Raw genomic sequence first — 26709 nt, forward strand, 5'->3', positions numbered from 1 at the left:
GGCCTGGGCTTTTTTGAGTCTTCTAGCTGGAGGAGTTATCTTCTTTTGATTCTGATAATTCCGTCATTTTTGAATCTGTTTCTTTTTTCTTTAACTCTTCATCGAACTCTTCATCCATAAAAATGCTATTCGCCGCACCATCAAGATCATCAAATTGACCCGACTTCGCCATCCAAATAAACACCACAACCACCAAAAACCCAAAGAAGAGCATCATAGGAATTAATCCAAATACCACATCCATACAATCTTCTCCTTTTGTTACTTAGATAATCATTCTACCGATTTTTGACGGCGTTTTGCTATGGCATTTTTACTGTAAAACGATCGTATCCGTGCCGCATTTCCAATGACTACCAAACTACTTAACGGCATAGTAATTGCCGCAATCAACGGTGTTAACATCGCTGCCATTGCCAAAGGTACCAGAGTGATATTATAAATAATTGAACTGGCAATATTTTCTTTTATGGTTTTGAGCGTTCGTTCGGACAAGTCAATTGCCGTATCCACCGACAGCAATTCATTATTTAACAAGACAATATCCGCACAGTCCATAGAGACATCTGTTCCAGACCCTAATGCAATACTGACATCAGCCCGCGCCATTGCCGGGGCATCATTAATACCATCTCCCACCATGGCAACCATTTGACCGTCTTTTTGCAAAGTTTGAATCGCGAGGTGTTTTTGTTCAGGTAAAACCTCTGCCTGCAACGCCATGCCCCCTAATCGTTCTGCCACCGTTTCTGCGACCAACTGACGATCCCCACTCAACAGAGTGACTTTCTTACCTCGCTGCTTAAGACGTTGAATCATCTCGACTGCATCGTCTCGTATCTCATCTTCTAAGAACAAAATCGCCACAATACGGTTGTTTTGAGCCACCCATACACTGGTTTGCCCCAGCTGAGCTTTCTCCGCTTCCAATGCTCGTAGTTGCTCAGGTATGGCTAACTCAAACCCTTCTAACCATTGCGATGTACCGATCTGATAATGTTTACCTTGTACTTTCGCTTCCACCCCTTTTCCAGGATGCGCTTGAAAATAGGTCGTCTTCATATCCAACGTTTTGAACTCAGGGTGCTGCGCTTGTAAGCTTTGTACAATTGCTTTTCCTAGAGAATGCTCAGAATGAAACTCAACTTTAACCAAATCTTTCAGCAGTTCATATTCACTTTCAATGTCATAAAAATTGTAATCTTTCAGCTGCATCTGACCTTTGGTCAAAGTACCGGTCTTATCAAATACAAAATGATCAATACTGTTCAAAACTTCCAACACAGCACCATTCTTAATCAGGATGCCATTTTGTGCTGAAACTCCCGAAGCAACGGCTGTTGCCATTGGTGTTGCTAAACCAAAAGCACAAGGACAGGTAATAATTAATACAGAAGTCGCAGCAATCATGGCTGTTTCTAAATCTGCATTAACAATCCAATAAACAAAACTCAAAGTTGCCAATGCAATCACAACTGATACAAACCAAGGCATAATTTTCTCAGCTGTACATTGAATCGGAGCCTTGGAACCTTGCGCATCTTCCACCATATGGACGATTTTCCCTAACATGGTGTCCTGTAGGATTGAAGTCACTTTGATAAACAGCGCGCCATCGAGATTCAAAGTTCCTGCTGAAACATGAGATCCTACCGTTTTAAAAACTTCTCGAGATTCACCACTCAACATAGATTCATTAACATTTCCAATGCCTTCAACCACCTCTCCATCTACCGGCACTTGGTCACCAGGCTTTACTAACACCACATCATTCGCTTGCAGTTTTCTGACTGGAACTATTTCTATGCCATTTTCAGTTTTTAACCGAGCGACTTTTGGTTGCAGATCCATAAGCCGTCGGGTTGAATCAATGGCTTTGTTTTTGGAAATAGCTTCTAGGTAACGTCCAATCAACAATAGAAACATAAAGTCGATCATCGTGTCATAGTAGACATTGCCGGGATGCAGAGGATCAATTGTGACCCAGAATGAATAGAAGTACGTGGTTAAAATCCCCAATGAAATGGAGACATCCATTCCTACCGAACGGGCTTTTAGAGAAGTGATTGCACCTGCTAAAAATGGCTTTCCAGAATAAGCCAGGGTAATTGTTGCAATGATAAACTCGATCCAGTGAAAGTAATGTCTAAATTCTGTATCTTCGTCGGCCCCTGCATAAAGCGCTACCGAAAACCACATGACATTCATCATCGCAAACCCGGCAAATCCTAACCGGTAAAGCAAGTCACGATTGGCTTTGCGGAAGGCTTCTTCACTGCTAGACGCATCATAAGGGGTTGCGTCATACCCAACGCGGTTTAACTCTTGAATGATTTGTGACAGCTTGATCTGGTCATTATCCCAACGTAGCTTGATTTGCTTATTGGTAAAATTCACTTTTGCCATCTGCACGCCATCCAACTTCGCCAGCGTATGCTCGATAAGCCAAATACAGGCAGCGCAATGAATCGCTTCAGAAATCAAAGTAATTTCGCGTTTCTGATCCAGCCCTCCCACATATTGTGACTGAACTTCATCATAGTCAAAAAATTCAATATCTTTGTTAGGAGGTGGAGGAGGCGAAAAAAGCTCCCCTTCAGGCGTTCTTCGATAGAAGCTTTCAAGCCCTGCTTCATGGATGGCGTCACAAACGCCAGCACAGCCATGACAGCAAAATTCTCGCTCGACTTGATTGATTTTACGCAGAACCAAGGCACCTTGATTAATGCCTTGACCGCAGTGGTAACAGGATGGATTCATAATGATTATTTGCCTAGGAGGCGTCTTGAACCATAATGGAGCGACCTAAATTAAAAACTTCTTCTCCTTTCGTCACTTCCATGACTAGGTCATACTTACCTTTCAAGGGCAGGTTCAATGTCCCTTGATATGTCCCTGTTTGACCTGTTGACTGAAGCACTAACTGACCGTCGTATTTTTTATTAGAAGGACGATAGTAATATAATACAGCGCTATCAACATCAAATTCTTGACCGTTTTTATCCAGCACCTTAACAGTGACGACCTGATCAGAGCCTTCTTTTAACAGCGGCAGATCAATATTAAACTGCCAACCAAGGTCTTCCATATGCTTTCTTTTTGCAATAATCGCACCCATGTTTTTTCCTTTCTCGTAAAAGTCAGGAATTGTCAGGCCGGGTGACGTCACAATCGCCATACTGACCATAAAGAAATTAACAGTCAATACGACGGTAAGAATTAAGAACCACCCGATTACAAAAGGATTCTTCCAAGCGACGCTCCAGTCACGCTTATCTTTTTTAGCAGATGGTTTTGTTTGTTCTTCAAGATTTTCCAAGGATTTTTCCTCCATAAAAAAGGCCCTGTTAAGAGCCTAATTATACCTGAACTTCAGGCGCGACGACATCAGTAGTTTATTGAAATAGGCTTAACGCATTTTTGGCCCTATAAACATACTGTCGTAAGTTTCCTTGATATTAGGGTTATTTAAATCCTGTACTTTTATCTGGATCGGTGTATTGGAGCTGGTCAAATCTTTCTTCGGTATTTTAACCAGCAGTGTTGCCGTCCCAACATTGCCTGGCGCAACATGAATCACTTTATCAACTATATATATTAAGCTATCAGGACCAGTTACAGTTATTTTTGCCGCAATAGGCTCATTACTTTTATCGACCACTTTGACATAGTATTTGTTCTGAATGGTACGGTCGCTCATTTGTACAAACAAAGGAGCTCTCTCATGTAGTACCTTTACATCAATAGGAGACATCGTTGCTAATCCCCAAATCATCGCTGCTGCAGCAAATGTCATAATGGATGTATAAACCAAAACACGCGGACGCTTATAAAATGGAACAAAAGCCTTACCTGCAAACTCAGCCAGTGAAGCATATCGAATCAACCCTTTTGGCTTTTTAATCTTTTCCATCACCGAGTCACATGCGTCAATACAAAGACCACAAGTAATACAACCGAACTGCTGCCCTTTTCGAATATCCACCCCTGTAGGACACACAGCCACACACAAATTACAGTCGATACAATCTCCTAGTTCTGGCGCTTCTTCCCCTGGTTTTGGACGTTTCATACGACCTCTAGGTTCTCCACGATCAATGTCATAAGTTGGCACAACTGTTTCAGTATCAATCATGGCCCCTTGAATACGGGCATAAGGACAAAAACCAATACATACTTGTTCACGCATAAAACCTGCGAAGAAAAAGGTCGCCGCAGCAAGTCCTAAAATGATAGTGGTTTCTGTAACGGTCCAATCCAAAGTAAACAGTCTTTCCCATAATCCAAACACTGGATCAAAATAGGCAACAAAACTAAACCCTGTCATAAACCCGATGATGCCCCATAAAATCCATTTTGGAATTTTCTTTTGAAGCTTACTGATGCTTAGCGGTGCTTGATCAAGCTTAACTCGCTTGTTAGGCAAACCTTCTATTTTTTCCTCTATCCAAGTAAACACATCCACCCAAACTGTGTGGAAACAAGCATAACCACACCATAGCCTTCCAGCGATCGCGGTTGTTGCAGCAAGCAATAATGCAAAGAAAAGCAAAATCATTGCAAGAATCCAGATATCCTGAGGTAAAACGGTAATACCGAAAAAATGAAACTGACGATTCGCTAAATCGAACAAAATGGCTTGACGGTCATCCCAACGTAGATAGGGCCCAATAAATAAGGATAACCACATTGCAGCGACCAGCCACTTAATGGTTCTAAAAGTTCCGCTCATTCGTTTCGCGTGAACCGTTCCTTCTGTATGAACTGTTAATAATTCGACACCAATATGCTGTAGGTTTTTATTTGAGGTATCCATGTCATCCAGTAAAGACTTGGTTTGTGAGCTATTGGTATATTCTGTTTTATTTTCTTCTGACATCACTTAATCCTTAGTCGTCATCATGCGCTGGATAGATTCTATAAAAAATATTACTTCAGGCATAAATAATATTTTTTATACTCTCTAATAAACGAAAAAAGGCCTAATAATATTAGGCCTTTAATTAATTGGGTTACTTAACACTTCGCGTTAAGAATCCTTTTCATCTTTTTCCAGTCCTTCAATGCCTCGTGTTGCTTTCCAAGCAAAACCAATCAAGGCAACGATTGAAAAAACCACAGCAGCAATAGAACCCCATAAAACCCAGTCACTATTTAAATCATTCATTTCTGTCTCCTTATTGACATCAATCAATCTACTATGGATAAAGAGGGCAAAACTGCCCTCTTTATCTTTTACTGACCGCCACCAAGTGAATAAACATAAACTGCTAAACGCTTAATGTTAACTTCTGGATCGGGTAAACGCTCTTTAAAGGCTGGCATAACTGCTTTACGAGTATTCTCTGTTAACTCGCCACCTTTTTTAACATTCACACCATAAGTAATGGTTTTGATGACTTCATCTCGATCACCACTGAAACGCCATACACCATCGGTTAGGTTCGTTGCACCAGCAGGTGCCAATGGCTTACCAGCCGGACCATGACATGCTAAACACATCCCTTTGGTATAAACGGCTTTTCCAGCTGCATATTTTGGTTGATCCGCATTCCCTTCACTTAAAGCGATGACATAGTCAGCAACCTGTCCGATCTCTTCATCAGATAGGTTACCCATCATCCCTCTAGCAGGCATGTTACCAACACGTCCGTTTGAAATCGATGCTTTGATTTGAGCTGGCTTACCACCCCACAACCAATCATCATCAGCTAGCACTGGAAAGTTAGGATTTCCTTGTCCACCTGCTCCGTGACATGCTGCACAGTAATCACCGAACAACACTTTAGACGTTTTAACCGCATAGGTTTTCAATTCATCATTTTTAAGAATCTCATCGACAGACAAGGCTGCTAACTGCTCTTCTTGTTCTGCAAATTTTGCTTTACGCCAATTTTCCAGAACCGCTTTGTCTTCTTTATACTCTTCAATCTGTGTCCAACCAGCCAGACCTTCAAAGTGAGAATCTTTTAATGGAATTGTTGGGTAGTACAATGCATAAAAAACCATCATGACAAACCCAGCATACAAAGACAACATCCACCATAGTGGAGGTGGGTTATCTAATTCACGAATATCTTCATCCCAAATGTGACCAGTGTTCCCTTCATCTGGCCAAGGATTATTATGTGCCATATTTATTCTCCTCAGAATAATTTAATCTTCATCTAGTATTTTGAATTTTTCCTGCTCTAATTCTTTCTTTTTGCTAGGACGCAGCGTTCTAGCAAAGGTATAGAGCATGCCAAAAAACACGACAACCGTTATAATTAGGCCAGCCCAGTCCGAGCCTGTCATTGCTGACCAATCGGTATCAAGGTAGGCTTCAAGATTACTCACGGTAAGACTTACTATCGTCTAATTTAACCATGGTGCCTAACACCTGAAGGTATGCAACCATCGCATCCATCTCGGTATACCCTTCAATCGCTTTATTGGCATTTTCAATTTCTTCATCCGTATATGGCACACCTAATGTACGCATTACAGAAAGACGCTTTGTCATATCACGCTTTGTTCCAAAGAAATCTTCTGTAATCGGATTTTCTGCCAGCCAAGGATAAGCAGGCATTACTGACTCCGGAACCATATCCTGAGGACGTAATAAATGCATAACATGCCATTCATCCGAATACTTGCCACCCAAACGCGCTAGATCAGGCCCTGTACGTTTTGAACCCCATTGCATAGGGTGGTCATACATTGACTCTGTCGCCAATGAGAAGTGACCATAACGTTCACGCTCATCACGGAATGGACGAATCATTTGTGAGTGACAAATATAACAACCTTCTCGCAAATAGATATCTCTACCCGCTAACTCAAGTGGTGTATATGGACGGACACCGTCACCGGCTTTCCAATCTGCAATCACCCAGTTACCGTTGCGATCTTGTTTATATAATGCTTTATCAGATACTAACTTTCCATCAGCATCTTGTGTAAAGGTACGCTCCCAAACTAACTCAGGGAATTTCTCGTTCTTTACGTTACCGTATTTATCGGTTTTTTCAGTATAGTCCACTGTTTCTTTTAGATAAAACAATGGGACGATTTCTACAATACCCGCAATTGAAACGGCTAGTGCAGTTGCCATGAACAGCCCGAAGATATTTCTCTCCAGACGTTCCTGTAAATTTTTAGGTTCTTGATTATCTGACATGAGTCTATTGCTCCTCAACTCATAATTTCAAAGTTTGCGACAGGACACTATCAACTGCCGCAATTCGATTGATACAGGATTATGCGTTGGCTGTTGCCGCCGCTGTTTCCTTCGCATTCGCCATACGGATTGTCATAATAACGTTATACAACATTACGACCGCACCAGAGAAGAATAAAACCCCTCCTACTGTACGCATGACATAGTATGGGTGCATCGCCGCAACAGACTCAGCAAAAGTATATGCAAGCGTACCGTACTCATCATAAGCACGCCACATCAGACCTTGCATAATACCGGATACCCACATCGCTACGATATAGAACACAGTACCAATTGTCGCCAACCAGAAGTGGAAGTTAATCAGTTTCATAGAATACATTTCCGTATTCCATAATTTCATAACCATATGGTAAAGCGCACCGATAGAAACCATTGCAACCCAGCCTAACGCACCTGAGTGAACGTGACCAATCGTCCAATCAGTATAATGTGAAAGCGCATTAACTGTTTTAGCAGCCATAACAGGCCCTTCAAAAGTTGACATTGCGTAGAAGGCCAAAGCAATAATCAAGAATCGCAAAATATAATCTGTACGAAGTCTATCCCAAGCACCTGAAAGCGTTAACATCCCGTTAAGCGCCCCACCCCAAGAAGGAATAATCATCGCCAAAGAAATCACCGCACCTAAAGACCCAGTCCAGTCAGGTAGCGCTGTATATTGTAAATGGTGAGCACCTAACCAAACATAACCGAACATTAATGCCCAGAAGTGGATAACAGATAAACGGTAAGAATAGATAGGACGCTGTGCTTGCTTAGGAACGAAGTAATACATAATCGCTAAGAAACCAGCTGTCAGGAAGAAACCAACTGCGTTATGCCCCCACCACCACTGAATCATGGCATCTTGAACACCCGCGAACAGTGAATAAGAACGGAACATAGATACTGGAATAGCAAGACCATTCACTACATAAAGATATGTGATGGCAATCATCATCCCCATAAAGAACCAGTTCGAAACATAAACGTTCGGGTGTGTTTCTTTATTTCGAGAAGCAATTGTCATGACAAAGTTTAACGTATAAAGCGTCCAAACCAGTGCAATTGCAATCGCCAATGGCCATTCTTGCTCATGGTACTCTTTACCTGTTGTCATCCCTAGAGAAATAGTCAAAACAACCGCTAACAAACCAATCGTGAACAAAATAGCGTTCACCCATGCCATGCCATTACTCCAAAGTCGAACGCCATTGGTGCGCTGAACTGTGTAGTAAGCCGTTGCCATCAATGTCATACCACCAAAAGCAAAAATAACGGTATTTGTATGCATTACACGCAATCTTGCAAAAGTAATTTCTGCAATATCGAAGTTTAAAGCTGGCCATGCTAATTGCGCTGCGGCAAAAGTTCCCAAAAAGGTCCCTAGTACCAAAAACGTAATCGCACCAACAGCTAAGTACTTAACCACACCATCATCATATTGTGGTTTTGCTGTAGTATCCATCAGTTGGATTCCCCCTTATAGTCAAAATTTAATCAACTCTTTTTCAATGGGAGACCAAATCCCAAAGCATAGAGCGAGTTCCTCAAGCGCATTATATGAATGTCCAACAAATGCAACCAGCCCTAAAGTTCCGAAAAACTTAATCTAAATCAACAAATTGACTCAAACTCGCTTTTAGACAGTCTCTCAACAAAAGAATCGACCTAAAAAATATCGACGCAATTATCTCAAAAAACGGATAGATTTTTAGCTTTCTATTACAAATTTTTTTTATAACACGTATTAAATTTTCCTAACCCTCTAAAGTTAAACTAAAATTTAACCATTAAATTCAATCGAAAATAGCTATAATATCGCCTTTTAATACCCTCTATCTTTAAAGGGAGTCAACTTCATGCGTCAAGCGACTATTCAGCGAAACACTTTAGAAACGAAAATAGAACTGTCTGTTAACTTAGATGGCTCTGGAAAAGCCGACTTAAACACAGGCGTTCCTTTCTTGGAGCACATGCTGGATCAAATTGCACGGCATGGCTTAATCGACCTCACCGTTAAAGCGGATGGAGACACTCACATTGACGATCATCACACAGTTGAAGATATTGGCATCAGCTTGGGGATGGCGTTAAAAGAAGCAGTCGGTGACAAAAAAGGAATCAAACGTTATGGGCATGCATATGTCCCATTAGATGAAGCACTATCCAGAGTGGTCATTGACTTGTCTGGCCGACCTGGATTGGTTTTCAAAGCTGACTTCACCCGTGCCAGCATCGGCGGATTTGATACAGAGCTTGTCGCAGAATTTTTTCAAGGATTCACCAACCACGCTCAAACCACCTTACACATTGATTGTCTTCGTGGCAAAAACGCTCACCACCAAGCAGAAACGATTTTCAAAGCGTTTGGCCGTGCACTTAGAATGGCTTTAGAAACCGATGAAAGAATGGCTGATCAACTACCCTCAACAAAAGGTGCGCTGTAAACCATGGCTGATCAAAAACTGGTAACCGTTATAGACTATGGCATGGGAAACTTGCGCTCTGTTGCTAAGGCAGCGGAGCATGCAGCTGACAGCAATACTCGAATCTGTATCAGTGATAAAGCCGAAGACATTCTTTCGGCTGATGCGATTATTTTTCCCGGACAAGGCGCAGCGAAAGCGTGCATGAAAGCATTAAATGAAACGAATATCATTCATGCCTTGACCCAGGCAGCTGCTGAAAAACCATTTCTAGGCATATGCATGGGACTACAGGTTTTAATGACCCACAGCCAAGAAAATGAAGGGGTGGATTGTCTTGATATCCTAAAAGGGGATGTTCAAAAATTTGACCTTAGCGCTCACCCAGAACTCAAAATGCCGCACATGGGCTGGAATCAGATACATCAAACAATCGATCACCCTTTGTGGCATAACATTGAACAAAACAGTCGATTTTATTTTGTGCACAGCTATTTTGTCAGCCCGCATGACAAACAAATCATTGCTGGAGAAACCACTCATGGAAACCGGTTTACCTCCGCCATTGCACAAAACAACCTATTTGCCATTCAGGCGCACCCGGAAAAGAGTGCGGACGCTGGCATACAACTCTTTAAAAACCTCCTAAACTGGAACGGGCAATAAACAAGAAGGTCTTCTCATGTTATTAATACCTGCAATTGACTTAAAAGATGGCGAGTGTGTTCGACTTCGTCAAGGCTTAATGGACGATGCAACTGTTTTCTCCGGCGACATTGTTGCAATGGCAGAACGCTGGGTCAATCAAGGCGCTCGACGATTACATATGGTTGATCTGAATGGCGCTTTTGAAGGAAAGCCAGTTAATGGAGAAGCGGTTTACCAAGTACGAGAAGCTTTTCCTGACCTTCCAATTCAAATTGGCGGCGGCATCAGAGACCTTGAAACCATTGAAGCGTATTTAAAAGCTGGTGTCAGTTACTGCATTATCGGAACAAAAGCCGTCCATACCCCAGAGTTTGTTGCGGAAGCGTGCAAGGCTTTTCCGGGGCATATCATGGTGGGACTTGATGCCAAGGAAGGCATGGTGGCTATCAATGGCTGGGCTGAAGTCACCGATCACAATGTTATTGACCTCGGAAAACAGTTCGAAAATGATGGTGTTGAAGCGATTATTTATACCGACATTGGACGAGATGGCATGATGCAAGGCGTAAACATTGAAGCAACTCAAGCACTAGCAAAAGCGCTTAACATTCCTATTATTGCGTCGGGAGGCATCACCAATCTGGAAGATATCCGAGCTCTAGCCACCATCGAAGAAGATGGAGTTAGTGGCGCTATAACAGGACGTGCTATTTATGAAGGCAGCCTGAACTTTAAAGAAGGCCAGGCGCTTTCTGATGAATTATCAAAGGCGTAAGATTTCAATATGAGCTTAGCAAAACGAATCATCCCTTGCCTAGATGTCGATAATGGACGAGTTGTCAAAGGAGTACAATTCGTCGATATCCGCGATGCCGGAGACCCTGTCGAAGTAGCAAAACGCTATGACGAGCAGGGTGCAGACGAAATTACATTTCTCGATATTACGGCAACGGCTCACGAACGAGACACCATTATTCATGTGGTAGAAGACGTTGCGAGCCAAGTATTCATCCCTTTAACGGTTGGCGGCGGCATCCGTTCAATTGAAGATGTACGCACCATGTTGAACGCTGGGGCTGACAAAGTGGCGATTAACTCCGCAGCCATTTTCAATCCCGCTTTTGTCAAAGAAGCCTGTGACACATTCGGCTCTCAATGCATTGTCGTAGCAATTGACGCCAAAAAAGTCAGCCCTAAAGGCGAACCAGACAAGTGGGAGATCTTCACCCATGGTGGTCGCAAAGAAACCGGTATTGATGCAATTGAATGGGCCAAGGAAATGGAAACACTTGGCGCAGGCGAATTACTGGTTACCAGCATGGATAAAGATGGCACCAAAAGCGGATTTGATTTAGCGTTGACCCGCACCATTTCAGACACCGTTAAAATCCCGGTCATTGCCTCAGGGGGCGTTGGCAAGCTTTCAGATTTATGTGACGGTATTACACAAGGCCATGCTGAAGCGGTGTTAGCCGCCAGCATCTTCCACTTTGGTGAACACACCGTCCAAGAAGCCAAACAAGCTATGCAAAAAGAAGGCATTGAGGTTCGATTATGAGTAATGATATCTTATTACAATTAGACAAAATTCTAGACGCTCGAAAAACAGAATCACCCGAGACTTCTTATGTGGCCAGCCTATATGAAAAAGGGCTGGATAAGATTTTAAAAAAGGTCGGCGAAGAAGCGACTGAAACCGTGATGGCAGCCAAAGATGCCGAGTATACTCAAAACAACGACAACTTAGTTTATGAAGTGACGGATCTATGGTTTCATACTTTAATCCTGCTGTCACACCAAGGGTTGTCCAGCACAGACATCACCAATGAATTACAAAAACGATTTGGCCTATCCGGCCATGAAGAAAAAGCGAACCGTTCAAAAAACGACGCATAATTTAAAATACAGGAAAATATCATGACACCTGAAAAAAGTATTTTTAGTAAAATCATCGATCGTGAAATCCCGTCAGAAATTGTTTACGAAGATGAAAAGTGTATCGTCATTAATGACATCAATCCAAAAGCCAGAATACACCTGCTGGTGATTCCTAAAAAACCGATTGCTACTTTGTTTGACTTAGCACCTGAAGACAAAGACTTGATGGGTCACATGATGTTATTACTGCCTCAACTGGCTCAATCTCAAGGACTAGACGGTTTTAAAACACAAATACATACAGGGGAATCCGGTGGACAAGAAGTCTTTCATATCCACATCCACCTGTTAGGAAATTAATTCAATTTAAATGGTTTTTTTGAAAGGCCTTTAAACCTTTCATCCTATTTGAAAAATATACTAAGAGTCTGCTATTATTAGCGGTCATTTTATAAAAGGGTCATCCTTTTTACTGGAGAAACAAAAATGGGCATTAGCATTTGGCAATTATTAATCATCCTAGCAATCGTTTTGGTTCTGTTTGGCGCCAAAAGATTAAAAAACGTTGGATCTGATCTAGGTGGTGCGATCAAAGGTTTCAAGAAAGCGGTTGCAGATGAAGATAAGAAAGAAGAAGAAAAAGCAACAGCAGAGCAAAAACTGGAACAGAAAGAAGGTGAAAACGTTTTTGATGTGAAGGCTGAGCAAAAAGCAGACGACAAAACAGAAACAAAAGACAAAGCATAAAACTGCTTTTCATTTCACTTCCACTTATTAAAGGCATACGCTAGATGTTTGATATTGGTTTTTTAGAAATCATCGTCATTATGGTCATCGCACTCATCGTCATTGGCCCTGAGCGTATGCCTGAGGTGGCTCGGAAAATCGGTCAATTCATGGGAAAAACCAAACGGTTTATCAACTCCATGAAAGAAAACAGTGAAATCACTGAGACTGTGCGCGACTTGCAAAACTCTATGAATCTTGAAGAAGAGAAACGAAATCTCGAAAGTGTCAGCGATACGCTTCAAGATGACTTTTCTAAAATTCAAGATGAGTTTGGCATCGATCAAGAGATTTCACGCCCTTTCGACTCTGATGAACCGACAGCATTTTCAGGCACGCAATTTAATAAGGCTCCCGCGCAGCCTAAAATGCCATTCCCTGATGAATCAAACCCTTCGACACCGGAAACCAATACAAAAGAGACTGAAGAAATCAGTACTTCTGACGGGTCGACGCCCACTGATTCATCCTCTAAAAGTTCGAATAAATCATGAGTCAAAGCGCACTGCCACCAAATGACCAGGAAATGACTCTGGTTCAACACCTGTTAGAGTTTAGGAACTCCGTTACTAAGGGAATTCTAGCGATTCTGGTCTTGTTCGTTATCTTATTCCCTTTTGCGAACGACTTATACCTTTATATATCGGAACCGTTATCACGTTTCCTGCCTGAAGGCACCAGCATGATTGCGACAGGTGTGGCATCACCTTTCTTAACGCCTTTCAAGTTAAGTTTGGTGTTGGCCATTTATTTGGCCATGCCATTTTTACTATTCCAGGTCTGGTCTTTCATCGCGCCTGCCCTTTATCATCATGAAAAACAACTGGTAGGGCCTTTACTGTTTTTCAGTTCTTTCTTGTTTTATGCTGGCGGAGCCTTTGCTTATTATGTCGTTTTCCCTCTGGTATTTGGTTTCTTATCCACTGCCGCACCGGAAGGGGTGACGGTTGCGACCGATATCTCTCTTTACTTAGACTTCGTCATCAAAATGTTCTTCGCTTTTGGAATTGCGTTTGAAGTTCCCATTGTCGTCGTGCTGTTAATTCTGACTCGCATGGTGTCTCCACAAAAGCTATCCCATGCTCGCCCCTATGTCGTGGTAGGCGCTTTTGTCATCGGCATGTTGTTAACACCACCGGATATCGTTTCTCAGACATTACTCGCCATTCCAATGTGGTTGCTGTATGAAGCCGGCATCATTGTCGGCTCGGCCGTGCAAAAAGCGCGCCGGCGCAAAGACGAGGAAGATACCAATGAAGAAGAGAATGATACTGCGAAACAAAATCCAACCAATTCCGGTCAATCTAATGATAAAGCTTCCCCAGCGTCTGACGAAACAGACCCGTACGCTATTCCGGAAGAAGACTTTGATAACCGTTATGCAGACCAGCTTGAAGATGATGAAGATTGGGACAAAGCCTTTGATGAAATTGATTCCGAATTCTCCATCTTAGAGCAGGAATATAAAAAGCGTAAAGAAGCCGAACAAGCTGAAAAAGACGCTCAAAACAAAGAGGCGAAAAAAGAAGATGATGACCTTCCTTCTGACTCAACGCCAAAAGACTCATCAGACAAACCGTCGAAATCGGATAAATAATGCTCAAGAACCACCAGGCCTGGTGGTTTTGAGGGCTTTTTTATTCTTTTTCTCTTGTCTTCTTTTCCCTCTTTCTCTGTTTGCTCAGCCCGAATCTGCTTCCAAAAATGCTTTAGACCAACATGCCTCCCCTTATTTGGCGATGCATGGGCAAGATCCTGTAAACTGGCAACCCTGGCAACCATCTGTTCTTAAAACCGCTCAGCAAAACAATCAATTGATTTTCCTATCCAGTGGCTATTTTTCCTGCCACTGGTGTCATGTGATGCAACAAGAGAACTATCAAGATACAACCGTTGCCACTTACCTCAACCAACACTTCCTATCCGTCAAAATTGACCGTGAATTATCACCAGACATTGATCAATACCTGATTCAATTTGCGCAAAAAGCGGCCGGTCATGCGGGATGGCCACAGCATGTGATCTTAACGCCGGATGGGTTGCCCTTCTTCGCGTTTGTTTACCAACCCAAAGCTCAACTTCTCACTACCTTAAAACGCGTTGTCGCCCTATGGAAAAGTTCGCCCGATCAGGTTAGGCAAGCGGCCCTAAAGGCCATCTCAAAACCCGATCCTGTCCAAACACAACCCCTAAGATTAACGCAGCATGACTTCATCCAACGATTCAATCAGCAGCTGTCTTATCAGGCAGATGAACTCAGCGGAGGCTTGAAAGCCAGCAATAAATTCCCGAATGCCGCCATTCTACAAACGGCATTTGACCAAAAAAACCGGCCGGACATGATTTCCGATTGGCTTCAACTAACCCTCGATCAAATGCAATCTCAGCACTTATTTGATCATGTAAATGGCGGGTTTTATCGCTATACAATTGATCCGGAATGGCAGACCCCGCACTTTGAAAAGATGCTCTACACTCAAGCGTTACTGGCAAAACTTTATTATCAGGCGGGGAACGAGTGGCAAAGAAAGGATTATATCGAGACCGCAAGGCAAACCTTAAAATATGCTGAAACCCACCTTTGGAACCCTAAAACTCAGCTTTTTAGAGGCAGCCAATCTGCCATTGATCAAAACAACATAGAAGGTGGCAACTATCTTTTGACAAAAGAAGCGCTTAAAAAAAAGCTGCCGCCTGACGCCTATGAGCAAGTCAGAACAGAGTGGCAACTTGATCAACCCGCCCCCTATGATGCAGGCTGGCACCCCAAGCCAACACGACAGTTTTGGCCCATTATTCAAGCCAGATTACAAAGTCATCCTGATACGATTCCAACCGATACCAAAAGCATTCTCGGTTGGAATGGATTAATGCTCTCTACCTACGTCACCGCGTATCAATCAGACCCTACACACTCCAAACAAATAAAACAAAAAGCACAACGACTGGCCCAGCGTCTCGTCCAAGCCTTTCAAGCCGATCCACCACGTGCCTTTTCCCTTGAAAACAAACCAATGGGAAAAGCGAATATTCAGGATTATGCCTTTGTGCTTCAAGGCCTGAAAGACTGGCAGGCTATGACCAAACAACGCTCAATACAAACCACTCTCTTAAAACTCCAACAACAGGCTGAAACCATCTTTTTGAGTTCCCAAGGGTGGCATTACAGCGATGCACCTCCGTTGCCGGGACAACATGGAATCTGGGCAATGGAAGACGATGCCCTCCCCAGTCCAACAGCGATTTTAGATTGCGGAAATTCAGCCCATCTGGCACACTCTCAAAATGAATTGCAACGCTACCCACTTGCTTATGCGAGCTATGCGACTGCGTGGAACTGCCACTCTTTAACTGAAAGGACTGATTAAACAATGGGGTTACTCATCATTGGGTTTATCGTTTTATTTGCGATAACCTCTTTACCCAATTTATGGACCAATCATATTCTCAAAAAATACAGCCGCCCGCACCCGGATATACCTGGAACCGGGGGGCAATTTGCGGAACATTTAATCAAAAAATATGAACTCCCCGTCACCTTGGAAGAAACACCTTCAGGTGACCATTATGACCCAGTAGAAAAAGTGGTACGTATTTCCTCAGAAAACTATCATTCCAATTCATTGACGGCTATCACAACGGTTGCGCATGAAATTGGCCATGCCTTACAAGATAAGACCGGCTATGAACCCTTAACGCAACGAACGGTTTTGATTGAACGTTCTCAATGGATGCAAAAATTCAGCGGAATCGCCTTAATGATTACCCCTGTTTTAATTCCACTGCTTCACACACCCATGATAGGGCTAGTAACGTTTGGCGCTGGATTTATTGCCATGGGAGTGCCAGTCATGATTCATTTATCCACTCTGCCCGTCGAGTTTGATGCCAGTTATAAGCGCGCACTCCCACTCCTAAAAGAAGGACATTATCTTTCCAACAATGATCTGAAAAAAGCACATAAGATTTTACGTGCCTGCGCCATGACCTATGTTGCGGCATCATTATCGAGCCTGTTTAATTTGTGGAAATGGATTCGAGCCATTAAAGGGCGCTAAACCACTTTATCGGTGGCTTTTGCGGCAACCCAAGCTTGTATATTTAAATGCGGATGACTGCGTTGCAAAGTCTGAGCAAGTTGATCCAGAGTGGCTCCCGTGGTCATCACGTCATCCAATAAAGCTACTTCTTTAATATCTGCAAGATTAGACGCCACATTCTCAATCACAGAAAAAGCATCTTTGACATTTTTCTGTCGTGCCTTCGCATCCAATAACGCTTGGGAGGATGTGGCTTTCACTCGAGACACCTCATTCGACAAAACCGGAATCCCTGTCCTTTTAGAAAGCTGTTTCGCCAACTCTAAAGATTGGTTGAAGCCTCGCTCCAATAAACGTGAAGAATGTAACGGCACAGGAATAATCACTTCAGTCAAACCGACATCCAAGCGATCCATCCATAAGTCGACCAACAACCGACTGATATGAATCTGTTGATCAAATTTTAGTGATTGAATCAAATCTTGCACCACACTCTCATAATAAAACGCCGCCTGAGTGCGATAGAATGCAGGTGGCGTTACCAGGCAACGCCCACAGATTTGTGTCTTCGACATTTTTTCAGCACAGACAGGACAACACCGGTCCGGTCGAATCATTTTTTTCAATAACTCGGGCGCTAAATCAACCGATGTACCTTTTTGTTCCGTTAACGCACAGACCGGTGGAAACAACCACTTTTCAAATCGGTTCATATTTCTTAAGATAGTTTGCTTGCTAAATAAGCTATAATAACGTAACGAAATGCAATAATGGAAAGAAGATATGGCACTGGGTGACGTACGCAACGATTGGACTCTCGAAGAGATTAAAGACATTATGAATCAACCGTTTAACGACTTGATGTTTCAAGCGCAAACGGTTCATCGTCAACACTTTAATCCAAATGAAATCCAAACCAGTACACTGGTTAACATTAAATCCGGTGGTTGTGCGGAAGACTGTGCCTACTGCTCTCAAAGTGCCCGCAACCAAACCGAAGTTGAAAAAGAGCAGATGATGGAAGTGCAAGAAGTCATTGAACAAGCTATGGCCGCCAAAGAAAAAGGTGCCACCCGTTTGTGTATGGGCGCGGCTTGGCGCAACCCGACCAAAAAAGACTTCCCACGCGTACTGGAAATGGTACGAGTCGTTAAAGATTTGGGATTGGAAACCTGTCTGACTCTCGGCATGCTGAATGATGATCAAGTCAAGCAATTGAAAGAAGCTGGGCTGGATTACTACAACCACAACCTGGATACATCAGAAGCGTTCTATCCTAAAATCATCACGACCCGAAGCTATCAAGACCGTTTGGAAACCATTGATAAGGTGCAGGAAGCCGGTATCAATGTCTGCTCCGGAGGCATCATCGGCATGGGCGAGCAACACAAAGACCGTGCCGAACTTATCCGCACTTTCGGCACCATGCGCCATCATCCTAACTCAGTTCCGATCAACTTATTGGTACCGGTTGAAGGCACGCCTTTAGCCCATATGAAAGATAAAACCGATTCTTTCGAGTTTATCCGAGTCATCGCGACGGCACGGATCGTGATGCCACAAACTTACGTTCGATTATCTGCAGGCCGAATGGAATTGACTGACGAAGCGCAGGCCTTATGTTTCCTTGCAGGCGCCAACTCGATCTTTTACGGAGACAAGTTGTTGACGACCGACAACCCAGAAGCTGGGCATGATGAGCAATTGTTCGCGAAACTCGGTATTCAAATGCAGCAAAATGCCAAAGCGGAAGCCGCGGCCAAAAAACTCGCTGAACAAACCACAGAGCTGACCGCCTAACCCTGCGTACCAGTTTCTTATATGGCCATTGAATCTATCAAAAACCGTTTTGCGCCGGTTTTAGCAAAACGGGAAGCCGAAGCACTCTATCGCCGCCGTCCACTCGTCACGTCTCCACAAACGGCCGAGATGCAAATCAATGGATTACAGGTCATTAACTTTTCCTCGAATGACTATCTCGGCTTAGCCAATCACCCTGCACTCAAACACAGTTGCGAAACCATTCAAGACCTCAGTTATGGCTCCGGTGCGGCCCATCTAGTCACGGGACATCACTTGGAACATCATCTGCTGGAAGATGAACTGGCCGACTGGTTAGGTTGTGATCGTGCTTTACTGTTTTCCACTGGCTATATGGCCAATTTAGCGGTTCAACAGACCCTGATGCAGAAAGGCGATTGGATCATTGCTGACAAACTGAACCATGCCTCTCTGATTGATGGTGCACGGTATTCCGAAGCCGAGCTTAAACGTTATCCTCACTTGGACATGCAAGCATTGGAAGCACGCTTACAAAAAGCACAACAGGAAAACCGCCAATGCTTGATTGTCACCGATGGGGTCTTCAGCATGGACGGAGACTGTGCTCCATTAAAAACCATTCAAACATTAGCCAAAACCTACCAGGCCTGGCTGTTTTTAGACGATGCTCATGGCTTTGGCACGCTGGGAGAACACGGTAAGGGAACATTGGCGCATTTCAACCTCACTCCAGATGAAAACACCATTATCATGGGGACACTGGGTAAAGCATTTGGCGCATCAGGTGCCTTTGTGGCCGGCAGTGACGTGCTTATCGAAACCTTGATCCAAATGGCTCGACCTTATATTTACACCACGGCCATGCCACCTATTAATGCTCGAGTCGCACGTACCGCTCTAAAACAAGTTCAACAGGCCGATGCGGAACGCGAAAAGCTAAAACGCAATATCGAACACTTTCAAACTGGAGCAAATCAACTCGGTCTGACTCTATGGCCATCAGACAGTGCCATTCAACCCGTAATGCTGGGCGACAGTCTGCAAGCCATTCAATGGTCCGAGGCTTTAAAACAACAAGGACTTTGGGTCACGGCCATTCGCCCACCAACGGTACCTAAAAATACCGCCAGACTCCGGGTGACGCTATCTGCAGCACACACTGCGCAACACATTGAAAAATTATTACAGGCTTTAGCTCAGTGCCAAGATGATTTTCCAACATCAAACACGTAAAATAGCGCCATGGAAGAAATCACCCTGCATACTGACACCCTGCCTTATCTTGGCAACTTACCCACTGAGCAAGTCGAAAGCTTGACACTCATACATGGCTGGGCGGCAGAAAATTCGATCTGGGATGATTGGGCAAAAGAAACCCTTTGCCCCTATTTCGAAGTCACTCTGATTGAGTTACCAGGGTTTGGACAAAGCCCCCCTTTTGAAACGCTGGCACAAGAAGACATCAATGCAGCCTGGTTGGCAGTTTTAGACGCTCAGCTCCCCGAGCAGACCCATTTATTAGGCTGGTCACTCGGTGGATTGCTGGCACAACAACTGGCTGAGCAGTTTCCAGAAAAAATCAAGACCCTTACTTGTCTCGCATCTACCCCCCGTTTCGTGCAGAACGATGGCTGGAAATGGGCTGTCAGTCCACCATTGCTTACTGATTTCATCAAAGCGATGGGCGTTGAGTATGGCGGTGTGCTGAAACAGTTCTGGCGATTACAACTGCAAGGTTCAGACAATGCGCGCCCCTTAATGAAAAAACTCACTCAACACATGACAAACCGACGTTTGCCGCATTATTTAGGATTGATACAAGGTTTGTATCTACTGCGTGACATTGATAACCGAGACTTATTGTTAAGATTGGAACAGCCAACCTTATGGCTACTGGGAGAACATGACCCTTTAATTCCGAAGGAATTAATAGAAGACCTTGCAAGCCTTCAACCAGATGGTAAAACCTGTCTAATTTCAGGTGCCAGCCACATGCCTTTTTTTTCACACCCGGAAGAAACGGCGCAACAACTGATTCAATTCCTTCAAGCGCACCCTTACAAAGCGGCCCCTTAAGATATGCAAAAATTCAGCAGAGCTCATATTCAAAAACATTTTAATCATGCTGCCGTCAGTTATGATGAAGCCGCCGTGCTGCAAAGACAAGTCGCAAGCCATGTTGATGAGCGTTTAGAACTAGTCATTATCGAACCTAAGAGCATTTTGGATGTCGGAGCAGGGACAGGGATCTTAACCCAAAAACTGATACAACGTTACCCAAACGCCAATATCGTCGGACTGGACTTGTCTCACAACATGCTTGAAAGGGCACAGAAAAATCTGGCTCGTTCACACTGGAAGGGGTTACCAAAGTTTCTATCAAACGTATTGGGATTGACAAAGCCTCAGGCTAAATTCATCAATGCTGATGCCAATCACATCCCGTTAGCCGATGACTCGGTCGATTTGATTGTCACGAACCTGATGTTGCAGTGGTGTGATGATCTGGACACGGTCTTTCAAGAGTTTCGTCGCGTATTAAAACCTGAAGGGTTACTAATGCTCACTACTTTCGGGCCTGACACGTTAAAAGAACTGCGCCAGGCCTGGTCAAAAGTGGACGGTCAGGAACATGTCAATACTTTTATTGACATGCATGATATCGGGGATGCCTTGATTCGCAACGGCTTTGGTCAACCCGTCATGGATGTTGAGCACTTTACACTGACTTATGAAAAACCCATTGGCGTTTTAAAAGATTTAAAAGCGATTGGCGCCACGAATGCGACTGAGAACCGTCAACATGGTTTAATGGGTAAACAGCGTTTTATGCAAATGCTGGAAGCCTATGAACAACAACGTCAAAATGGATTAATCCCAGCAACTTATGAAGTGATTCACGGTCATGCTTGGGCTACTCCCGAGGTGATAAAAGGACCCAACCGTAATCGTGAAGGGATAGTGGAAATCAGCCTAGATGAGTTCGCCAAACAAACCCAATCGCTTTAAAGATGACGCAACCCAACCACCTGATTCACCCCTTGTTGTTCTAGCTGTTTTTTTAGCTTAGTGGCGGCATTATTTAATGCCTGATCCAGACTTTTAACCGCTTGGCCTTTTAAATGAATTTGATTGCCCCCAACTGAACTCCCTTGGCTTAAAATATCAATATTCAACACCACGCGTGCAATATGAAATCCATAGGCTTGAGATGAATTAAGCTGGGTTCTCAAACGAACCACCGTTGCTGAATTTGAGGCAACTGAGGTCGCCACTCGGAATCCTTTCTGACTCAAGGCATGTTGAATTAAACTCACCCATTTTTGACTGGGTTGATCCGCTTCAATTTTCCACTGAATTTGGGATTTTAATTGATTGGCTTGGTTTTGATAATGCGTTAAAAACTGTCGGTAAGATCGTAATGAAACAGTTGGATTTAACGTTTCCAGAATCCTGAGCGTCTGTTCGAATGTTTTTAATGAATCCAGGCTGTTTTGATAAAACAGATACTGTACTAAAGCACTGTTTTGGGATTGGTTTTGTTCCGCCGCAGTTAATAAAGAAACCTGTTGTTGCACTTGTCGCTTCAAGTCGTTAAATAATTTTTTCTTACTCACTTTCAGCAATGCGACATATTTATCATACGACAATCGCTCCACTTCCAAAACCTGGTAATCCTGGATGGTGATCTCAGAAACTTGAGAACGAATCTGCTTCTGTGTGGTTCGATCGACAAGCGTATAAGTCGATTCTTTAACATTCAACCGAGTTTCAAAATCAGACGCCACCTGAATACTTAGCTGAGAAGCAATGTCCACTAACGCCGCTTGAATCGCCGCTTTTCTAGAAGTCCCTTCTCCTGCACCGTATAACGCCTTTCCTGCCTTGTCAGTCGGTAACTGTAAAAACCATCCCGGCATCGGCTTTTCAGCCGTCGACAAAGGCTGAGTGCTTTGTGTACTGCACCCTTGTATGAGAAGAATCAACCAGACTACATTCCAAAGCTTCATGCCATATCCTTTTATCGGGAAATTTGTGATAACGCTTTTTCACGCTTCAGCATGATTTGATCAATTCGAACCACAGCTTGGTTAATTTCATCCACAGGCTCTTTCTGAAGTTTATCCGCCATTAAATAAAGACGTTTTGCATCTTCCAATTCACCTTGTGCTTCTTTAACCACCCCTAAATTATAAGCTGCTACATAGGATCGATTCTGAGTTGAAGTCAACAACGTCCCTAATAGTTGTTCTGCTTTATCCAAGCGCCCAGCTTCAATATAATCAATGGCGATGTCTAATGTATTTTCTTGTTTCGAGGTGTAATCTAAATCAGGATCATCGAGTAATGAGACCGACATGGTGGTGTAATGAGGCGTCAACTGATACACAAATTCATTGGCGATTTCACTCGCTAATTTTCCTAAGCCATCAGACTTGGAAGGTAAAACATTACGATCATCTTGACAGTGCTTCCACTGGTAATTTTTTGAAAAAGCATCGGCGTAAATAATATCGGCTTTACTCACATCCGTCATTTTAATATTCGCGCTCAAATCAATACTGCGGCTAAGACATGAAACTAGGTAAGATCGAATCTCTTTACACTTATCATCAATACATTTTGTCCGTTTTTCATAATGACGATTGTCTTTAACCGACGCTGAAATCACTTCACCAGAGATAAAGGCTTGTGCGCCTAAAATCTCTCCAGCTTCAACCATATTTGAATCGTTAACCACGCCGCTGTATTGCAGTTTCTGTTCTTCTAAAATGCGATCCATTTCGTTTCGGCTAACCGTTGTAAAGTACTTCTGACCATCCACAGTTTGGTTTGCCAACAAAGCCTCTATCTTGCCTGCCAAACCGACTGTATCGTCCTTGAAATCGGAAACGGCGATTTGTTTTGTTTGGGCTGCACGGTCAATCTTAGCAGGCTCCAACACCTGAATCTTTACATTTTTTGAGCACCCTGTAGAGGCCAGCACCATCCAAGCCGCCATAGCGAAAAACATGCCTTTCATCCGTAATGACATTTTCATTTACCTGTTTTATTTAATCACTTCAGGCAGCGCAGCCATTTGGACCTTTTTAGGAGCTGCCAACCTATTATTTTGTCCTGGCTTTACACGGAAGTAAGTGACCTGACTGCGCATCTCTTCCGCTTCGCTCTTAAGCATATCGGCTGCATGCGCTGTTTCTTCGACCAATGCCGCATTTTGCTGGGTCACACCATCCATGTCTTCAACCGCTTCATTGATCTCCTCAATACTCTTCGTTTGCTCGTTATTGGCTTTTGCAATGTCTGAAATAAAACGGTCCATCTGTAAAATCATTTCCAGAATGGATGAAAACTCCTGTTCTGATTTCGCAACCAATCCTTCACTGTGCGCCACCTGACTCACGCTCGTTTCAATCAAGCTTCGAATTTCTTTGGCGGCTTCTGCAGACTTTCCAGCCAAGGTACGAACTTCACCGGCCACCACAGCAAACCCTCGACCCTGCTCACCTGCTCTTGCAGCTTCTACCGCCGCATTCAGTGCCAACAAATTGGTCTGAAAGGCAATAGAGTCAATCAGTCCAATAATGTCGGAAATTTTCTGACTGGATTCTGACAGTTCCTGCATCGAATTCATTGTCTGAGACATGACCGCCGCGCCACTATCCGCTTGAACTTTAGCTGATGAAGCTAAATCGGAAGCTTCTTTGGCGCTGTCTGCATTCTTACGCACGGTTTGCGTAATCGACTCCATAGAATTAACGGTTTCTTGCAAAGTAGATGCTTGCTGTTGAATACGGTCCGATAAATCCTGACTGCCTGAAGCTATCTGACTGGAAGCATCATTCACGGTTTGCGATGACAACATTAACCCAGACACCGCACCACTGACATTATCCAAAGAGGCATTTAAAGCCTCTTTCATCACATTTAACTTCCCTTGATAATCGCCTTCAATGCGTTGCGTTAGATCGCCTTTAGATTGTGCGACAATCACATCCACCGCTTCAGTCATACCATCTTCTAATTGGTCTAATGAGTGGTTAATATTGGTTTTCAACGCGTCCAATTCGCCCATCAAGTTGGCATTCAAACGGCTTGAAAACTCTCCAGCCGCGATATGCTCCATGGTCGCATTAATGCCGGTAACGGCTTCATGAGTGACTTTCATCGCATCTTGCAGATCGGACACCATCACAGAAAAATCCCCTTCAAACTGGGTTTGAGATTCAAAGTCATACGTGGCTTCCTTAATGCAATGAATCGCACGCTCAAGCTCGGAGATGACATCTTGAATCTTGTCCGCTGACATATTAACGTCTTCTTTTAGAATATTCAGATCACCTTTTGCATCCGCTTTATAGCGATGATCCAAATTGCCTTTCGACAAGGCGGATACCATATCAGAGACCCCTATCATTAATTGCTGAACCGACGTGACGTACAGATTAAAGTTCATCGCCATCCGACCGATTTCATCTTGATTTACCACTTCTGCCCGCACCGACAAGCTGCCTTCTTCCGAAGCTCTTGACAGTTTTTGTGTCAAAGATTTAAGCGGCTTCAATACAAAACTACGCATTCTCCAATACACTTGGATCAACAGCAGAATGAAGCCGCCTGTCATCGCAATTTGCGACACGTAAATCATAAAATACGTATCGCTTAACAATTTATCCAGAATGACCATCGGCTCTGAAACCACATGAGCACCCACAACTTGGTCACCTTGCTTAACCTGTCCCAAGACCAGCAATTCATTATCCACCACCGCATAACCTTGAGCAGTTAAAAGCTTAATATCAACGTCATTAAGCAATTGTTGAATTGGCGATTTTTGAAACCCTTCTGCCAAGTGGAATTGACCTTCCTCAAAGGCCAGCGCCGCATAACCGTGTTTGGATTCTTTTTCTAAATCAGCCACCTGAGTTAACGGTAAACTAATCACCACCAAGCCAATCGTTTTATCCCCATAAGGCACGGGAACCTGTGCTTGAATGTAACCGCCTTCTTTTTGGAAATGGACAGAGGTTTGTGCTTCTTTCGGCAGCGAACCAACATCAATATTGACCCCACTATTGGCAACTTTCTTTAAATCTGCATCAAAGATTGCAATCCCAATCCCAGACATATTGGCGCGTTTGACATACTGTTCATAGTTGACTTTAACGATTTGCCACAGCACCGTATCTTGATGATCATACAAACCATAAATGACCGCAGAGTTTCCGGCTATCCCAACCGCATTCGTCAAAGCGATTTGGCTTTGACTCGAAATTTCCGAATCCAGGTTTTTCAATAGAAGTTCCTGACGGTCTTTCACGGCACCAGAATAAAGATTATCGGCGACATTCTGCAAATACACCTGTAATACCGCACTCCATATAATGGCCATCACAATCAAAGGAATGATGGTTTTACCCAAAATACTTTTTTGCGGTAATGGACTGAAACGTGCAAGCTTTTCCGAAAAAGGCGTCACAACAACCCCACCTTTAATAAAACGCTCGCCTTTTTGAATCAGAGCATAAGCACTTTCAGCCAACGCCACTTCTTTCTGGCCGATGGGGTTACGAATCGATTTATATCCGACAATTTCTCCATTTTGAACAATAGGAGCAATGTTCGCTTCAACCCAATAATGGTCTCCATTTTTACAACGGTTCTTAACCAGTTGATGCCATGGTTGACCTTTTTTCAGCGTACGCCATAAATCTTCAAAGACTTTTTCAGGCACATCGGGATGGCGAATCAAATTATGGGGTTGGCCTTCTAACTCCTCCCATGAAAAGCCACTGACTTCAATAAATTCCTGGTTCGCAAACGTAATATTGCCTTGTAAGTCGGTTTCTGAAACAAGGATGTAATTACTGGGGATGTCATACTCTTTTTGGGTAACCGGAGAATTATTTCTCATCAACGTGCCTTTTTCCTGTGGTGCAAC

At 43.5% G+C, this 26709-nt stretch carries 28 protein-coding genes; 15 read left to right on the forward strand and 13 right to left on the reverse strand.

All coding sequences use genetic code 11. The annotated features are described in order from the left end of the window. Positions 1–22: 22 nt before the first annotated feature. From ccoS to ccoN, 9 genes are all read right to left on the reverse strand, one after another. On the reverse strand, positions 23–244 hold the full coding sequence (gene ccoS, locus GHNINEIG_RS10325) for a cbb3-type cytochrome oxidase assembly protein CcoS (protein WP_135796573.1): 222 nt from the start codon (positions 242–244) through the stop codon (positions 23–25). A 29-nt stretch (positions 245–273) separates the two neighbouring features. After that, positions 274–2760, reverse strand: a complete 2487-nt coding sequence (locus tag GHNINEIG_RS10330; RefSeq protein ID WP_135796574.1) for a heavy metal translocating P-type ATPase — start codon at positions 2758–2760, stop codon at positions 274–276. Positions 2761–2773: 13 nt separating this feature from the next. Further along, entirely contained in the window at positions 2774–3319 is a 546-nt protein-coding gene (locus tag GHNINEIG_RS10335; RefSeq protein WP_223260879.1) for a FixH family protein, read from the reverse strand. A gap of 90 nt (positions 3320–3409) precedes the next feature. Beyond that, positions 3410–4879 (reverse strand): cytochrome c oxidase accessory protein CcoG, encoded by a 1470-nt coding sequence (ccoG, locus tag GHNINEIG_RS10340; protein ID WP_135796576.1) that lies wholly within the window; start codon positions 4877–4879, stop codon positions 3410–3412. Between the two features lie 150 nt (positions 4880–5029). Next, a complete protein-coding gene (locus tag GHNINEIG_RS11705; protein WP_189636880.1) occupies positions 5030–5167 on the reverse strand; it encodes a hypothetical protein in 138 nt (45 codons plus the stop codon). Between the two features lie 68 nt (positions 5168–5235). Further along, positions 5236–6135, reverse strand: a complete 900-nt coding sequence (gene ccoP / locus GHNINEIG_RS10345) for a cytochrome-c oxidase, cbb3-type subunit III (protein ID WP_135796577.1) — start codon at positions 6133–6135, stop codon at positions 5236–5238. Positions 6136–6156: 21 nt separating this feature from the next. After that, positions 6157–6339, reverse strand: a complete 183-nt coding sequence (locus tag GHNINEIG_RS10350) for a cbb3-type cytochrome c oxidase subunit 3 (protein ID WP_048810712.1) — start codon at positions 6337–6339, stop codon at positions 6157–6159. Next, positions 6332–7162, reverse strand: a complete 831-nt coding sequence (ccoO, locus tag GHNINEIG_RS10355) for a cytochrome-c oxidase, cbb3-type subunit II (RefSeq protein ID WP_011371381.1) — start codon at positions 7160–7162, stop codon at positions 6332–6334. The genes GHNINEIG_RS10350 and ccoO overlap by 8 nt, the downstream gene beginning before the upstream one ends. Positions 7163–7241: 79 nt before the next feature. Then, complete coding sequence (gene ccoN, locus GHNINEIG_RS10360) at positions 7242–8672, reverse strand: cytochrome-c oxidase, cbb3-type subunit I (RefSeq protein ID WP_135796578.1); 1431 nt, start codon at positions 8670–8672, stop codon at positions 7242–7244. Positions 8673–9066: 394 nt separating this feature from the next. Between ccoN and hisB the strand changes: the two genes are divergently transcribed. The 11 genes from hisB to GHNINEIG_RS10415 all read left to right on the forward strand — a co-directional run bounded on the left by hisB (position 9067) and on the right by GHNINEIG_RS10415 (position 17003). Further along, entirely contained in the window at positions 9067–9654 is a 588-nt protein-coding gene (hisB, locus tag GHNINEIG_RS10365; protein ID WP_135796579.1) for an imidazoleglycerol-phosphate dehydratase HisB, read from the forward strand. Positions 9655–9657: 3 nt separating this feature from the next. Continuing rightward, the gene (gene hisH / locus GHNINEIG_RS10370) at positions 9658–10299 is read left to right on the forward strand and encodes an imidazole glycerol phosphate synthase subunit HisH (RefSeq protein ID WP_135796580.1); all 642 of its coding nucleotides are present in this window, start codon (positions 9658–9660) and stop codon (positions 10297–10299) included. A gap of 16 nt (positions 10300–10315) precedes the next feature. Then, complete coding sequence (gene hisA, locus GHNINEIG_RS10375) at positions 10316–11056, forward strand: 1-(5-phosphoribosyl)-5-[(5-phosphoribosylamino)methylideneamino]imidazole-4-carboxamide isomerase (protein ID WP_135796581.1); 741 nt, start codon at positions 10316–10318, stop codon at positions 11054–11056. A 9-nt stretch (positions 11057–11065) separates the two neighbouring features. Continuing rightward, complete coding sequence (gene hisF, locus GHNINEIG_RS10380; protein ID WP_135796582.1) at positions 11066–11839, forward strand: imidazole glycerol phosphate synthase subunit HisF; 774 nt, start codon at positions 11066–11068, stop codon at positions 11837–11839. Continuing rightward, positions 11836–12177, forward strand: a complete 342-nt coding sequence (locus tag GHNINEIG_RS10385; RefSeq protein WP_135796583.1) for a phosphoribosyl-ATP diphosphatase — start codon at positions 11836–11838, stop codon at positions 12175–12177. Before hisF ends, GHNINEIG_RS10385 begins: the two co-directional genes overlap by 4 nt. Before the next feature lie 21 nt (positions 12178–12198). Next, on the forward strand, positions 12199–12519 hold the full coding sequence (locus GHNINEIG_RS10390; protein WP_011371388.1) for a histidine triad nucleotide-binding protein: 321 nt from the start codon (positions 12199–12201) through the stop codon (positions 12517–12519). A gap of 126 nt (positions 12520–12645) precedes the next feature. Then, positions 12646–12906 carry a Sec-independent protein translocase subunit TatA gene (locus tag GHNINEIG_RS10395; protein ID WP_135796584.1) on the forward strand — a complete coding sequence of 87 codons (261 nt, stop codon included), beginning with the start codon at positions 12646–12648 and terminating at the stop codon, positions 12904–12906. A 44-nt stretch (positions 12907–12950) separates the two neighbouring features. Further along, positions 12951–13439 (forward strand): Sec-independent protein translocase protein TatB, encoded by a 489-nt coding sequence (tatB, locus tag GHNINEIG_RS10400; RefSeq protein WP_135796585.1) that lies wholly within the window; start codon positions 12951–12953, stop codon positions 13437–13439. Then, positions 13436–14542 carry a twin-arginine translocase subunit TatC gene (gene tatC / locus GHNINEIG_RS10405; protein WP_135796586.1) on the forward strand — a complete coding sequence of 369 codons (1107 nt, stop codon included), beginning with the start codon at positions 13436–13438 and terminating at the stop codon, positions 14540–14542. Before tatB ends, tatC begins: the two co-directional genes overlap by 4 nt. Beyond that, positions 14475–16313 (forward strand): thioredoxin domain-containing protein, encoded by a 1839-nt coding sequence (locus tag GHNINEIG_RS10410; RefSeq protein ID WP_135796587.1) that lies wholly within the window; start codon positions 14475–14477, stop codon positions 16311–16313. Before tatC ends, GHNINEIG_RS10410 begins: the two co-directional genes overlap by 68 nt. Before the next feature lie 3 nt (positions 16314–16316). After that, entirely contained in the window at positions 16317–17003 is a 687-nt protein-coding gene (locus GHNINEIG_RS10415; RefSeq protein ID WP_135796588.1) for a zinc metallopeptidase, read from the forward strand. On the opposite strand, the gene GHNINEIG_RS10420 is transcribed toward GHNINEIG_RS10415, so the two are convergent. Beyond that, a complete protein-coding gene (locus tag GHNINEIG_RS10420; protein ID WP_135796589.1) occupies positions 17000–17698 on the reverse strand; it encodes a ComF family protein in 699 nt (232 codons plus the stop codon). The genes GHNINEIG_RS10415 and GHNINEIG_RS10420 overlap by 4 nt on opposite strands. Positions 17699–17768: 70 nt before the next feature. Between GHNINEIG_RS10420 and bioB the strand changes: the two genes are divergently transcribed. From bioB to bioC, 4 genes are read left to right on the forward strand one after another with little or no spacing between them, the layout of a single operon-like run. Next, on the forward strand, positions 17769–18785 hold the full coding sequence (gene bioB, locus GHNINEIG_RS10425; RefSeq protein ID WP_135796590.1) for a biotin synthase BioB: 1017 nt from the start codon (positions 17769–17771) through the stop codon (positions 18783–18785). 21 nt (positions 18786–18806) lie between these two features. Continuing rightward, positions 18807–20000 carry an 8-amino-7-oxononanoate synthase gene (gene bioF, locus GHNINEIG_RS10430; protein ID WP_135796591.1) on the forward strand — a complete coding sequence of 398 codons (1194 nt, stop codon included), beginning with the start codon at positions 18807–18809 and terminating at the stop codon, positions 19998–20000. A gap of 9 nt (positions 20001–20009) precedes the next feature. Next, positions 20010–20843, forward strand: a complete 834-nt coding sequence (locus GHNINEIG_RS10435; RefSeq protein WP_135796592.1) for an alpha/beta fold hydrolase — start codon at positions 20010–20012, stop codon at positions 20841–20843. Positions 20844–20846: 3 nt separating this feature from the next. Continuing rightward, positions 20847–21776 carry a malonyl-ACP O-methyltransferase BioC gene (bioC, locus tag GHNINEIG_RS10440; RefSeq protein WP_135796593.1) on the forward strand — a complete coding sequence of 310 codons (930 nt, stop codon included), beginning with the start codon at positions 20847–20849 and terminating at the stop codon, positions 21774–21776. On the opposite strand, the gene GHNINEIG_RS10445 is transcribed toward bioC, so the two are convergent. From GHNINEIG_RS10445 to GHNINEIG_RS10455, 3 genes are read right to left on the reverse strand one after another with little or no spacing between them, the layout of a single operon-like run. Then, positions 21773–22777 carry an LPP20 family lipoprotein gene (locus tag GHNINEIG_RS10445; RefSeq protein ID WP_135796594.1) on the reverse strand — a complete coding sequence of 335 codons (1005 nt, stop codon included), beginning with the start codon at positions 22775–22777 and terminating at the stop codon, positions 21773–21775. The two genes, bioC and GHNINEIG_RS10445, sit on opposite strands and share 4 nt — an antisense overlap. Before the next feature lie 11 nt (positions 22778–22788). Further along, a complete protein-coding gene (locus GHNINEIG_RS10450) occupies positions 22789–23802 on the reverse strand; it encodes a CsgG/HfaB family protein (RefSeq protein ID WP_135796595.1) in 1014 nt (337 codons plus the stop codon). A gap of 15 nt (positions 23803–23817) precedes the next feature. After that, a complete protein-coding gene (locus GHNINEIG_RS10455; protein ID WP_135796596.1) occupies positions 23818–26682 on the reverse strand; it encodes a methyl-accepting chemotaxis protein in 2865 nt (954 codons plus the stop codon). Between the last annotated feature and the right edge of the window lie 27 nt (positions 26683–26709).

Source organism: Hydrogenovibrio crunogenus (genome assembly GCF_004786015.1).
Taxonomy (GTDB): domain Bacteria; phylum Pseudomonadota; class Gammaproteobacteria; order Thiomicrospirales; family Thiomicrospiraceae; genus Hydrogenovibrio; species Hydrogenovibrio crunogenus.